The sequence below is a fragment of the Alteromonas sp. Mac1 genome (assembly GCF_001562125.1).
GTDB classification, from domain to species: domain Bacteria; phylum Pseudomonadota; class Gammaproteobacteria; order Enterobacterales; family Alteromonadaceae; genus Alteromonas; species Alteromonas stellipolaris.
Genome location: NZ_CP013932.1, coordinates 3654489 through 3667527, shown reverse-complemented (window position 1 = coordinate 3667527; position 13039 = coordinate 3654489). Strand labels below are relative to the sequence as shown.

Below are 13039 nucleotides of genomic sequence, written 5' to 3'. Positions count from 1 at the left end.
GGAGAGTTTTAGTTAGTCACAAAGGTAAGCAAAGTAACATGACATTTGTCATGAATAGTTTGTGGGTTCGGGCAGGGTATGACAGTCGGCTATAGACAAACAACGGACATTCAACGCCTCAATCAGAGGCAATAAAATAGTTGATTAAAATTAGCGACGCAGGAGCAAAAGCAACTGTTTTTTGTCCTGCTGGATTGATTTGTTATGCTTCTTTTTGCTCATCTTTACAAAGCAATTTTACTTCTTCTTGAATTACTCTGCGGCACATCCATTGTAGTTTATCCATAAGGCCTCGTTCGACGTAATTTAGTCTACTTTTACCGCCATGAACAATTTTAGATCTAACATCATAAATTTTTTGAAAGTCATCTAATATTTCGTTCCGTTGACTTTGGCTTGTACCTATTAAGTACGCACAACGGTTTCTTAATAATGTGCCTAGACCAACTTGTTCAGATGACGCCTTGTCACCTAATAGAATTTCAATTACTACAGTAGTTTGAACAAAGGAAAGCAACTCATTTTTACCACTAAAGCTTTCAAATAACCACTGGCAGGCCAATAGCAATTTCTGTGTTTTAGCTTTATCTTCGCATGAAAAAACAGTGTTCATATCACTAAGTTTACGATTTACCCATGAAGCTTGTTTATCTTGAGTATCAAGGACGCCATCAAAATCATGGATTACAAGATCGTGAAAGGTGTCCGAAATATCATAATCTAACTCATGCTTTCCTTGCACTACCCAGTTTTCATTTTCTAGTTTATGAATGAAAAATTTTGCTTTTGTTGGAGTTGAACGATATTTAGCATTAATTTTAAAAAGTCTAAGTGCGATACCTAACCCGCAAAACGATTTTAATTTTTCAATCACTTGGGTATGAGTTTCATCAGGGCCATATTGACCAACAAAACCTTCACTTTTTATTTGGAGAAATGCGCCTTTGGAATTCCATGTATTCTCAGTGAATAACGAAAACAAACCTAAGCCACTTCCTGAAATTGACTGATCCCTTTTTTCAATTCCCGACTTCGGAGGATAAATTAATGAAAAGTCGTCGTCAGACTTTCGGATAGCTATACTTTCAGATATATCAAAGTTATCTAAGCCTTCTTGGAATAGCTTCGCAATATCACTATTCAATTCAATACTGAAAATATACTGCCAAGGTAGGCTGTCAAATTCATCAACCAATCGCCTAGCAACGTCGGCAGTATCTTGATAACCATCAATTTCTGTTAGTTTTGATAAAGGAATGTCTGAATCATATCCAAATTTTTCAGTTAACTCTCTAGACAAAGTGGCATAAATAAACTCAAAGACAGGAAGCTCACCTATAGCGCTTTGTAATGTTGATTTAATTCTTCCCGAAGTTGGTAAAATAGAATCTGCGCTAACTAAGTCAACACAAGACATTCGCTCAACAAACATCTTATTTTTAACGTCGATTTTCTCTAAACTGTCAGCAATGACTTGCACTAATCTTTCTTTGCATTTTTCATGAATATTTAATGACATGTAACGACCTTAGAATGGAAGCATAATAACACCCAAATAAGGGGCAATAATACATGGGTTAAAATCAGAGCGAAGCGCCAGTGCCCATGTGTTACTGTCCCAGCGAGCTTGCGAGCGACTTGATTTGATTGTTATATCTAAATGGTCGTTAAGTCTTGCCTCATCTGCTCCCTGAGTAAATTTGCTTTTTTCTTCGTTGCTTCTCCCACTGCGTTTAGCCGTTTCTGATTTTCATCAGCGAGAGCAGTGTTTCCTTGAAGAATTACTTGCACAAGGTCTTTAACCATTTTTGACGATATCTCAAACAAACTCTCATAAAGATCTTGAAGTTCATCTAACAAGTTAGCTACTTCATCACTTGCTGTTAATCGCAACGTGTTCGTTTGAGAACGTATTACTTGAAGCTCTTCAAACCCATCAAATGTGATTTTGCTTATTTTTTCTTGAAAATTAATTGATGCTTCAGCTGCATTTTGTTCGTCCCCAATAGCACATGCTCTCTGGTAGGAAGCATTAAACTCATTGATTATAGGAACAAGTATTTTCTGATAATCACTCTGATGACGATTATGGATTGCGTCCATGTTTTTAAAGTAATCCTCATACTGAGCCGTTTTCATCTCAAAAACTTTTTTCCTTCTTTCTAAATCAAGATTAAGAGATGACTTAAGCTTTACAAGCTCATTTTGATGCCGTTTTTTGTTGAAATAGATAAACACGCCCCATAGGACATTTATCAATCCAAAAATCCAAGTAAAAAATTGTGGGTTTGCAGAAATTATCTCATAAACCACATCCATGTTTGCACCTCCCTATTTAGGTATAACTTTTAAATAAGGTCCGCTTCACGAACCGAGCAGAACAACAGTGAGTTTTCACTGGCATCAATAGACATACAGCAGATGTTCAACGTTTCGGTCAGCCATCAATTTGTCGAAATTATCTTGCCCATGGTGCCATCTTTAAGGTAAACGAAGAATTTTTAAAGCCGTGCTTATGTTCGAGCTTCGTGCACACATCAGCAACAAAATAAAGTGCAACTAGATAGTATTTGAATGCATCTATGGGTTTACTAATCATTTCCGCATATCTCAATTTAATAGCTTCCTTATCGTTTGGAAGTTTCATTAACTCTGATGAATTCAACTCGCATCCATACTGGTTAAGCCGCAAAACAAGCTTTTCCAGGCTGTGACCGTGTATGCCTTGACCGGTTTTAGAATGGATTAACACTTTTAGGGCTTTCTCTATTGCTAAGTGGAATTCCCAGCAAGCCACGGCTGATGATGCAGCATTGTTTGAAAGTAAATCAGTTACACCTTTTTCAAAATGCCCCCACACACCCATTGACATATTTCGCGCCAGTTGGTCAAGTTCACAAGATGTATTGAGGTCAATATTTATTGATCTTGAATAGGCGACGATTTCAGCGATTTGCTTTTTGAGGTCAAACTTATCTTTCTCTGTCATGTGCTCAAAATTGATAGTAGGTTGAATTATATCCTCTATTTTTTCACTTTTTTGCATGTGATCTGGAAACATCAACTTTGATAATTTCCCTTCCTCCACGACCTCCGATGTAGTTGCAGGTATTCTTAGCTCTATGGGTTGACCGTGGACGAAGGTCACACCTAGGTAAAAGCTTTTTACGTTTGCCTTTGTCAGATCTCTATATTTTTCATAAAACCACTCGTTGAATATAGGAAGAATGGATTCGCGATACACTTTACTTTCAAGTAGTTGTTCTTTCGACTCAAAAGACGAATTCTTAACGAAATGATCAACAAAGAACCTCCCGGCGACTAGAAACCGTTTAGGTATGGGAATTCCCTTTTCCGCTAGCAACGCATCGATATTGGGCATTAATGTATAAATGTAATCCCTTAATTCATTTGACACTCAGAATTTCCCTTTTCTAATTATCGCCTTACTTAGCTGCCACCAAAGCGGTGATGTTCGTCAGTTATACGTATACAGCATTCCTTTTGCTAGCAAAGACTGCCATCAATAGACAAACAGCAGACATTCAACGCCAAGTGCAGCTACAGTCGGTGGAACTGCGTTTTGTACTAGCGTAGCGATCAGCATAAAAAAGCCACGAAGCAAACTGGTCCACTGGCAAGTATTGTTATGTCATTTTTGTTCGGTAGCTCCCATTAGCAAGCCGAGATATAGGTCGGTTGCTATTCCAAAATAAACAGACAGAAAGGCTTCTTTAAAATCGCTACCCGGCCCAAGAATTTTTTCTTTATTACATGTAATCACAATAGCCGCAGGTATCCTTACATCTATGCAATGGAGAAGTGTTGACCGAACTTTTCCCTTCTGCTCTTCTGATGTAAATGAATAGTCCTCTGAATCAACTAACGTATTTTCAATGAACTGCGTCTCCGTACTGGGATTTTTAAGAATTTCCACTACTTCATAGTTGTTCTCTATATAGTACTGTGAATTTTCGGCACGTTTGGAATGACTTCTTGGGGTCATATTTCTATTAGAATCGAAGTACGCGATTATTTCTGGAGCTTCAGAACCACAAAAAAGCGATAACTCGTAATGATGACGTCCCAGATTCGTCTGCAACAACCCTTCAAGAAGAACAAGATACTGGGTAATCAATTGACGGTTTAATGGCGGAACTATATGGCGGCTATTAAGATCTGTCTGACTAACCACCTGAAACCTACTTGAGTAACAACTAGAGAGGCTCCCTAGAGCAACAGGGTTCGATTCTTCAATAAACATAGAACCCCATGACTTGAGAATCATTTTAATTGAGCCAAAAACCAAAAGACCGTTTGCGGCGGCTACCGTGAGCTTTAGAGCTTCAAAGCTACCCTCGTTAACTAAGACAACAAATAGCCATAACTCGACACCAGCACTCGCTAGAGCCATAAATACGCCAATAAAAAATATTATATTCTTTCTTGTGGATTGATTCATATATGAGCCCTCAAGACATTTAGGTTTATATCCGAATTTGAGGCGTCGCGATCTATCAATCTTTGAACATCATCTATTATCAACTTGCAAACTTTGTCGTCGGTCCAATCAAAAATGTTACTGTCACAAATGTATGTATTTTGATTGCCGCGCTTCTCCTCGATGAACTTTGTATATCGGTCATAAACAGAATTTACGTAACCTTCCACATAGGCATTAAATTTATCTCGTGAAATAATCCTATTGACTACGCTTTCATAATCGATTGTACAAATGATGCTAATGTCTTCTTTGGGTGTACAGTCATCGATAAGATCGTACAAATATTGGTAGTTCAAACATGTCAGGTCATCTAGTTGATATACCTCTTTGAAGTACTCAAAAAATATACTCGCGTCTTCACAAATAGACCGGTCTAAAACATACGACTTATGCTTCTTTTCTATTTTTCTTATAGCATTTGCCTTTCCAATCAAGAATGCTGCTTGAGCTTCATAACTCCAGCGGGCTGGATCATCAAACAGCCTTTCCAAATACGATATTCCAAGTTTTGCCTCAGATATAAGCTCCATATCGAAATCTTTAGCTAAAGCGCGTGCTAGTGTTGATTTTCCAACGGCGATCATTCCTGAAATGCAAATTCTGGTTTTATTTTCCATTCTATCTCTTAAATCTAATTTAACGTGATGAATTTGAGCTGACATAAAAGCTTATTACTGAGAATTCATAGTAACATCCGTTACCCCTAAAAAACCATTTACCAGTGTTTGTATAGGAATGAATATTGGCCGTCCGGTTTACGTACACAGCGGCCTGCCTTGCCTTAGCTTACCTGCTTTTTAAGCCGCTTTTTTAAAACCGAGTCGCCATCGGTTTTCGATAGCATTAGGCTGTCGGTAATACTAAGCAGCGCCACTACCGCCATCATGGCCATGGCAATTTTAAAGTTGATAAGCGAAGGATCACTGCTTGAATTTCCTACCATTAATGAAGCAACGGCCAGCATAAGCGCAGAAATGGTTATCCCCATGCCACGGTTCATTTGCATCAAAATAGCACCCAGTGTATTCGCATCGCGCATTTTATCTTTCGGCACATCTGCAAAGGCGATGGTGTTTAACAAGGTTAAGTGCATCGACCTATTCACACCGCTAACAAACAAAATTACAGCAATAATAAACGATGAGCTTTGTTGGGTTATTAACGATAACGCCACAAAGCCCAGCGAAATCATAATGCCATTTGCAATAAGCACTCGCTTAAAACCAAAGGTGTTCATTATCCATGTGGTAGCTGGCTTAATGGCAATATTGCCTACAAATAGCCATAGTAATAATGTGCCCGCTTCTACCGGCGAGTAACCCATACCTAATTGCAGCATAAGCGGCACCAAAAACGGCGCACTGCCTAGGGCAATACGTACCACCGAGCCGCCGTACATCGACAGTCGAAAGGTACGAAACTGCATAGCTTCAAAAGAAAACAAAGGTTTATCAGCACGGCGAATATGAAATACTGCAGTTAACAATAGTAAAAGCCCAAACACGGTCATCACAGCGCCCAATAGGGTAGAGGTGTTGTGCCCAGCAAATAGCTCTATACCGGCCATAAAAGAGGCAAAGCCAATGCCGGTTAGCAGAAAACCTACCACATCAAACTTACCTACATTGGCGGTGAAGTTCTCAAGCAAATAAGCGGAAGCAATAAGCGCGAATATACCTAATGGCACATTCATAAAGAATATCCATTGCCAGCTTAAGTGGGTGGCAATCCACCCCCCTAATACAGGGCCAAGAATAGGCGCACTTAATGCGGGCCACGTAATAATGGCCACGGTTTTTACCAGCTTTTCTTTGGGTAAGTCTCGCAGCACCACTAATCGGCCTACGGGCACCATCAGGGCTCCGCCAATGCCCTGCATAATACGAGATAAGGTAAAGCTGGTTAGGTTAGTGCTAATGCCACACAGTATTGATGCCACCACAAAAATAACAATGGCAGCCATAAAAACGTTACGGGCACCAAATTTGTCGGCAACATAACCACTTAGCGGAATAAAAAAGGTAACTGCAACAAGGTAGGCAGAAACGCCAATAGAAAGCTGGGTTGCTGGCACGCCAAAATCAGCAGCAATAACGGGAAGCGCGGTGGTGATCACCGTGGCATCCAGAATTTCCATAAACAAGGCCCCAGCAACCAGTAGGGCCGTTGCGGTATCGCGACTAAATGATCTCAAATGCGCGCACTACGCGGGCTACGCCCGTTATGTTCCTTGCGATATCTACAGCAGCATTAGCTTCTGCATTGGTTAATCGGCCCATTAAGAACACTTCAGAGTCTTGCACTACCACGCTAACCTGCAATGCAGGCACGCGTTCATCGGCCACTATCTTGGTGCGGACTTTTGATGCAAGCCAAATATCGTTGGCTTGGGTGCCCGCGCCAATAGGCTCGCCAATGCGAATTTGATTGTGTATTTTCTTAAGGTAATCGACTTCTTGAGCCCGTCTAACCGCTTCATCAATTAACGCTTGCGTGGGGGCTTGGCCAGTAAGCAAAGCAATGCCGTTATACATATCTACTTGTAGGTTGGTTTGCTCTTTAAGCGCTTCACTTTTGGACCACTGATAAGCTACAGAGCGACCTGCGTTTTGGTCATCAAGTTGAGTCCCAACGGTGCGTCTGTCGTTCGCCACTTTTGCTGCCATGGCACCCGCAGCACCAACCGCCACTACGCAGCCCTGTAATTGCATTACAAAAAGTAGTGATACAAGGGTAATACTTAACGTTTTAACTCGTTTCATAAATGGGTAAACGTTATTCGTCTCCAAGGTCGGCTGGGAATAAGCTGTCATCAATGCATTCACATAAGTTGTGAATAACCAACAAGTGAACTTCCTGAATACGGGCAGTGCGGTTAGAAGGCACACGCACTTCAACATCGTGCTCGCTTAAGAAACCTGCCATTTCACCGCCGTCTTTTCCGGTAAGGGCCACAATGGTCATATCGCGTGATAAAGCAGCTTCCATGGCGGCTATTACATTGCGTGAGTTACCACTGGTTGATATAGCAAACAAAATATCGCCAGACTGACCTAAAGCACGCACTTGCTTAGCAAAAATTTCGTCGTAGCTATAATCGTTGGCAATTGAGGTAATAGTAGAAGTATCAGTACTTAACGCAATAGCAGGAAGGCTAGGGCGGTCGCGCTCATAGCGATTAAGCATTTCAGAAGAAAAATGCTGTGCATCACCTGCTGAACCACCATTACCACAGCTTAAAATCTTATTGCCGCGAATTAACGCTTCAACCATCATCATGGCTGCTTTTTCAATTGATTCAGGCAAAATTTCAGATGCAGCAATTTTGGTTTGAATACTTTCAGTAAAGTTCGCTTTAATTTGTTCAATCATACTTCTTTTCTCTGCATTTCAGGATATCAAGCAATCTCAATAATGAGTGCACATCACGCTGTAGGAGGTAGGGCTTGAGAATTTGGCGCAGTTCAGTACTTAGGCTTCCGTAAACACGCTGTGAACCCATCTATGGGAGCTCCGCCGCCGCATCCATGCGGCGGAGGGTTTACTACAGCCTAAGTACTACCTACACCTATTCACCAGCATACCTAACAGCTACGCGCGGTTTATCCAATATTTTTAAGCCACTGAAGGTCGCTTCCGTCAATGGCGATAACGTCTATGCGTAATGGGGTAGACGCGGGATTAAGCTTATTATCTAACAAATAGAACGCAAACGCAGCCTGAATTCGTTGAAGTTTCTTCATTGTGACAAATTCGGCAGCGTGACCATACTGAGATTGTTTGCGAAACTTCACTTCTACGCAAACAATGGTGTCACCATCTTGCATAACGATATCAAGTTCACCACGTTTAGTTCGGTAGTTACGACAACGTAATGTAAGCCCTTGTTCCTCTAAGTAATCAACGGCCTTGTTTTCTGCTGCATTCCCTTGCAATACGGACAATGTTATTTACTCCATTAGCATTTGCACACGCTCGTTACGTATAACGGCTTGAGGTAAGTTTCGTTCTACTTCGCTGTTTTTGTTCAGTGTAAGAGTGCCGGTTAACCCGTCAAATGTGATGTAAGACAAGGTATTTAGCATTCCTAATTGGGGAAGCAATTCGTATGCATCTACACCAAAGGCGAATAGTCTATTTTGCAACGTGCTGCGATCGGGCCAGGTTTGCTTCGTTTCTTGAGCAAGTTGCTGCCACTTATGATCTGGCATCATCCATGGCATGTCGATAAAGCGTACGTTTTGTAAATCACGCCATTGGTTCTTGCCGCTGTTGTAATCCATTGAGCGAGAGGTCGCATAAACAGGCACTTGTTTTCCATCGTATGGGTTTAAGCTAGCTTCAATAATGGGGTTCAAAAGTTCGGTATCTTGCGGCGACGCGAACGCGACAATCGCATCGATGTCTCGTCTGCTACGAGGCATGTTGTACACTTCTTCGTTCGTCATGTATTCAATTTGGTTAATGCGCTGATTACTTTGCGCTACATCTAAAGCTTGGGTAATACCTTCTCGTAACGATTCACTATCGTTGAACGTTACTGAGGTAATATTGGCCTTTCGGGCTTGGGCTTCTTGTTCGTGCAAGGTGTTCCAACGGGATTTAAAGGCATCGTTCATACGCTGGTACAAGTTACTTTGTGCCGCAATAACGATAGGGGCTCTAAAGCCTTTGCTATAGATAAACTCTGCAAGTTGGTTCGCTTCATCTTCCGGCGCAAGTGCGAAATAATTAACGGCCGGTGCTGCGCTGGAAGGCATTTCAGATTCAGCGTTAACGGCTTCTGGGATTAAAGGCTTTGAGTTTGAAGGCGCAGAGTTTACTGAGGCTGAGCTCTCTGAAATTGTCGGCATTTCGTCTGGGCGGTTTAACGCTAGCATGTTCACGCCAGGGGGTAACGCTGGTATTAATTGCTCAACGGTTTCTTTTAGTAGCGGACCCACTATAAATTTAGCATCGCCAATGGCGGCGACCATGGTTTGTGTATCGGCATTGGTGGTATCTACAAACCGAATGGCAGGCAAGCTATTTGGGTTGCTGCTTCGTTGAAGCTGTTGGTAATAGCCCGCCATAATGCCATCCTTCACTGCTTCACCAGTAGCCGCCAATCTTCCGCTTAATGGCAGTAGCACGACGAGTTCGCGAATTTGAGGGGCGGTGAGCTCTTGAGCTAAGGCAACCTCTTTAGGTAAATGCTGCGCCAACATATGGCCTGCATAAACCTGCTGGTACTGCGCAATTGACTGGTTCAACTGTTGTGGGTTTCGTGCACTTTCAATGGTTAATTGACGAAGGGCAAAGAAAGGCTGCAACTTAGGGTATTGGTTTTCACTTTGCTTGAGTTCATCGGCTGGTATTTGATTCAGAAATGTCCACACCTGCGCCACTTTTTTCTCATCTTCTAGCTCGGTAGACAAAACGCTATTTGCCGCTTTAGCCCACAACCCTTGTTTGGCATAAAGGTCTGCTTGAAGGGCTGCCAGTTTGGCAATAAGGGCAGGGCTAGTGTTAACGTCTTCTAACATTGCTGTAAGTTGTGCTGGTGACGAAGATGGGTCGTTTTGATACGCCATCGCAACATGTATGGCGTAGCTATCTTGTAGCGAGGTAGCTACACCGTCTTGTTTCATTTCAAACAAGATTTGCTGCGCTAAAATGGTATCGCCTTGCGCGAGATAAAGGCTCACTGCATCTAGCAGTAAGGTATCTCGTTTCACTTTATCTCGGGTTTGAAGCCATACTTTTTTGGCTTCTACCAGCTTGTGTTCAGGCGTAATGTGCTGCTCTACTGGCGCTGCTACTGGTTCAGTGTTGATAATTTTAGGTGCCGAGGTGGGTTCAGGTGTGCTTCCGCAGCCCGCTAAATACAGCACGCTGGTGGCTGTCGCCATTGCAAAGGTAATGCGCTTTGTAAAATGTCCAATGTGACCCACAGTCTGTTTCCTTTCACTTCGTTTAACGGCAAGTAGCAGCAAGTTTATCCTAACCACGATGAAAATCTACGTTTGCCGGCGTAAACTAGCCCAATGGCGTGGTACACTTTCTTTATTATTCGTTATTTTTATTGTTTATATGACCAATTTCGCCACCTTGTATATTGTTCCTACACCTATCGGCAACCTTGATGATATTAGCGCCAGAGCTATCGAGGTATTAAAACAGGTTAATTGGATTGCTGCGGAAGATACACGACACAGCTCGCGGTTGTTACAGCACTTCAGTATTTCAACCCGTACCTTATCGCTGCATGATCACAATGAAGATAAACGTACGGCGATGTTGGTACAGCGCTTAAAAGACGGCGAATCGGTAGCGTTAATCAGTGATGCGGGTACACCATTAATTAGCGATCCAGGTTTCGTATTTGTTAGGCGCTGTCGTGAAGAAGGTATTCCGGTTACTGCACTGCCAGGCCCATGTGCCGCTATTACCGCGTTAAGTGCTTCAGGGCTGCCAACAGACCGGTTCATTTTTGAAGGTTTTCTACCAGTAAAAACTCAAGCCAAAGACAACCAACTTGCTGAATTAAAAGAACGCACTTGCACAAGCGTATTTTACGAAGCTCCCCGTCGAATTTTAGCCACGGTGAAAGACATCGACCGCGTGCTAGGAGACAGGCATATTGTAGTGGCCAAAGAACTTAGCAAAACCTTTGAAACTTACGTGAGTGGCACCCCAAGTGATGTTATTGATTATTTGGAGGCTGAAGCAGCCCACCAAAAAGGTGAGTTTGTAGTGATGGTGTCGCCAGCCCAAGTGAATTTATCTGAAATATCGGCCGAAGCCATGTCTCTTTTAACCACGTTATGTGATCACATGCCATTGAAAAAAGCGGCAGCCGTTGTGGCCGATCACTATGACTTAAAAAAGAATGCCTTGTACCAAGCTGGGCTGGAAGCAAAAGAAACTGATTGATCTCAGACCCATATGTTGAGGGTACCTATCTAAACAATATAGTTAACACGAAATAGGCTTAGTGCATTTTGTACTATTGCTTATAACGTTAAGTGTAAGGTTGGAGGATAGTTATGAGTCAGCAACTCTTAAGAATTGAGATGCCAGAGGGTAAATGGGTCGTCGATATTTTTGATAAATCCGGCGATTCCGGTGAATACGATTTAATTCATCCTAAAACTCAGGTGAAATTAGCTTTAGCCGATGAAATGCATGGCTTTCGGTACAATTTAACAGGCCCAGAAGGTACGCCATTTGCCATTTATCTTGATGATACGGTTATCGCGGAAGGTACAGTAGATAAAAGCCAAAACCTTAATGGTACAGGCATCTTATAGAATAGTTTTTATCAACTCCCCTTTGTTCAATCGCCACGAATAAAAATGCCCGCTAGCGTTTAACGCTGCGGGCATTTATTTTTTGCAAAAGTCGCTATTTGTTGTTTAAGACAAGCGGCCTTTAAAGTCTTCGTAAGTAAACTGGCGAACAATTTCGAACTCACCATTTTTACGTAAAATACCAATAGCAGGGTGTTCAACGCCGTTGAAGAACGACGTTTTCACCATGGTGTAGTGCATCATGTCTTCAAACTGCAATCGGTCACCGGCTTTTAGTGGTGCATCGAAAGAGTAAGTATCAATAACATCGCCCGCTAAGCAGGAGTTTCCACCTAAGCGATAGTCGTAGGCTTTTTCGCCAGCTAAGGATGCATTTAAAATCGTCGGGCGATAAGGCATTTCAAGCACATCTGGCATGTGCGCCGTGGCTGAAATATCTAAAATGGCAATATCACCATCGTTGTTTACCACATCCACCACTTCAGCAATCAACGGTCCTGTCTGCCATGCAACTGCAGAGCCTGGCTCCAAAATCACGTCTAAATGCGGGTAACGTTGTTTAAAATCGCTTAGGGTTTTGATTAGATGTTCTACATCGTAACCTTCGCTAGTCATCAAGTGGCCGCCACCTAAGTTTAGCCATTTCAATTGGGCTAGGTAATCGCCAAAGCGTGCCTCTATTGCTTTAAGCGTACGTTCGGTAGCAAACGAGTCGCACTCACACAGGTTATGACAATGGAAGCCGTCAATGCCAGATAAATCTACGCCTTCTAATTCGCTGACACGAAGCCCTAATCGCGAACCAGGCGCTGCGGGATCGTAAAGCGGGGTATCTGCTTCTTGATGTTCTGGATTAATGCGCAAACCTAAAGATACGCCTGCAAGCGCATCTTTATGAGTTTGCCATTGTGACAGACTATTAAACGACAAGTGATTCACCAGCGTCGCCAGTTCTTCTATATCCGCCTTTTTATAAGCTGGAGAATAGGCATGTACTTCTTTACCCATTTCAGCGGCTAATTTGGCTTCCCATACCGAGCTTGCGGTTGCGCCATGTAAATAAGGTTTAATGATGTCGAAGCTCGACCACATTGAAAAACCTTTCAAAGCCAGAATAATTCTAACGCCTGACTCATCTTGTACACGCTTCATCAACTCAAGGTTTCGGATGAGTTTTTCCTCTTCCAGCACGTAGCAAGGAGAAGGGATATCTGTTCGTTGCGTTAAGTCTGCCAACCTTTAT

Annotated in this window: 13 protein-coding genes; 2 read left to right on the top strand and 11 right to left on the bottom strand. The window is 42.4% G+C overall.

All coding sequences use genetic code 11. The annotated features are described in order from the left end of the window. Positions 1–202: 202 nt before the first annotated feature. From AV939_RS15715 to AV939_RS15670, 10 genes are all read right to left on the bottom strand, one after another. The gene (locus tag AV939_RS15715; protein WP_057789801.1) at positions 203–1519 is read right to left on the bottom strand and encodes a HEPN domain-containing protein; all 1317 of its coding nucleotides are present in this window, start codon (positions 1517–1519) and stop codon (positions 203–205) included. Between the two features lie 137 nt (positions 1520–1656). Further along, positions 1657–2319: a hypothetical protein gene (locus AV939_RS15710; RefSeq protein ID WP_057789803.1), complete on the bottom strand. Its 663-nt coding sequence runs from the start codon at positions 2317–2319 to the stop codon at positions 1657–1659. Positions 2320–2458: 139 nt separating this feature from the next. Then, on the bottom strand, positions 2459–3418 hold the full coding sequence (locus AV939_RS15705) for a hypothetical protein (RefSeq protein WP_061093594.1): 960 nt from the start codon (positions 3416–3418) through the stop codon (positions 2459–2461). 234 nt (positions 3419–3652) lie between these two features. Then, on the bottom strand, positions 3653–4462 hold the full coding sequence (locus AV939_RS15700) for a hypothetical protein (RefSeq protein WP_057789808.1): 810 nt from the start codon (positions 4460–4462) through the stop codon (positions 3653–3655). Further along, positions 4459–5121 (bottom strand): deoxynucleoside kinase, encoded by a 663-nt coding sequence (locus AV939_RS15695; protein ID WP_057789810.1) that lies wholly within the window; start codon positions 5119–5121, stop codon positions 4459–4461. The genes AV939_RS15700 and AV939_RS15695 overlap by 4 nt, the downstream gene beginning before the upstream one ends. 164 nt (positions 5122–5285) lie before the next feature. Next, positions 5286–6641, bottom strand: a complete 1356-nt coding sequence (locus tag AV939_RS15690) for an MFS transporter (protein WP_082605028.1) — start codon at positions 6639–6641, stop codon at positions 5286–5288. A gap of 43 nt (positions 6642–6684) precedes the next feature. Then, positions 6685–7266 carry a BON domain-containing protein gene (locus AV939_RS15685; RefSeq protein ID WP_057789814.1) on the bottom strand — a complete coding sequence of 194 codons (582 nt, stop codon included), beginning with the start codon at positions 7264–7266 and terminating at the stop codon, positions 6685–6687. Positions 7267–7279: 13 nt separating this feature from the next. Continuing rightward, complete coding sequence (locus AV939_RS15680) at positions 7280–7876, bottom strand: phosphoheptose isomerase (RefSeq protein ID WP_013782861.1); 597 nt, start codon at positions 7874–7876, stop codon at positions 7280–7282. A gap of 230 nt (positions 7877–8106) precedes the next feature. Then, positions 8107–8448: a YraN family protein gene (locus AV939_RS15675; RefSeq protein ID WP_041452467.1), complete on the bottom strand. Its 342-nt coding sequence runs from the start codon at positions 8446–8448 to the stop codon at positions 8107–8109. Between the two features lie 6 nt (positions 8449–8454). After that, positions 8455–10437: a penicillin-binding protein activator gene (locus tag AV939_RS15670; RefSeq protein ID WP_057789816.1), complete on the bottom strand. Its 1983-nt coding sequence runs from the start codon at positions 10435–10437 to the stop codon at positions 8455–8457. A gap of 139 nt (positions 10438–10576) precedes the next feature. Between AV939_RS15670 and rsmI the strand changes: the two genes are divergently transcribed. After that, a complete protein-coding gene (rsmI, locus tag AV939_RS15665) occupies positions 10577–11419 on the top strand; it encodes a 16S rRNA (cytidine(1402)-2'-O)-methyltransferase (RefSeq protein WP_057795940.1) in 843 nt (280 codons plus the stop codon). Between the two features lie 113 nt (positions 11420–11532). Next, positions 11533–11796, top strand: coding sequence for a hypothetical protein (locus AV939_RS15660; RefSeq protein ID WP_057789818.1), 264 nt, complete (start codon positions 11533–11535; stop codon positions 11794–11796). Positions 11797–11901: 105 nt separating this feature from the next. Here the strand turns inward: AV939_RS15660 and nspC are convergent, their stop codons facing one another. Next, positions 11902–13032 (bottom strand): carboxynorspermidine decarboxylase, encoded by a 1131-nt coding sequence (gene nspC, locus AV939_RS15655; protein ID WP_057789821.1) that lies wholly within the window; start codon positions 13030–13032, stop codon positions 11902–11904. Positions 13033–13039 lie beyond the last annotated feature (7 nt).

Coding starts and splice junctions, on each gene's coding strand:
- AV939_RS15715 (WP_057789801.1), bottom strand. CDS start 1,519: ATGTCATTAAATATTCATGAAAAATGCAAAGAAAGATTAGTGCAAGTC.
- AV939_RS15710 (WP_057789803.1), bottom strand. CDS start 2,319: ATGGATGTGGTTTATGAGATAATTTCTGCAAACCCACAATTTTTTACT.
- AV939_RS15700 (WP_057789808.1), bottom strand. CDS start 4,462: ATGAATCAATCCACAAGAAAGAATATAATATTTTTTATTGGCGTATTT.
- AV939_RS15695 (WP_057789810.1), bottom strand. CDS start 5,121: ATGGAAAATAAAACCAGAATTTGCATTTCAGGAATGATCGCCGTTGGA.
- AV939_RS15690 (WP_082605028.1), bottom strand. CDS start 6,641: ATGGAAATTCTGGATGCCACGGTGATCACCACCGCGCTTCCCGTTATT.
- AV939_RS15685 (WP_057789814.1), bottom strand. CDS start 7,266: ATGAAACGAGTTAAAACGTTAAGTATTACCCTTGTATCACTACTTTTT.
- AV939_RS15680 (WP_013782861.1), bottom strand. CDS start 7,876: ATGATTGAACAAATTAAAGCGAACTTTACTGAAAGTATTCAAACCAAA.
- rsmI (WP_057795940.1), top strand. CDS start 10,577: ATGACCAATTTCGCCACCTTGTATATTGTTCCTACACCTATCGGCAAC.
- AV939_RS15660 (WP_057789818.1), top strand. CDS start 11,533: ATGAGTCAGCAACTCTTAAGAATTGAGATGCCAGAGGGTAAATGGGTC.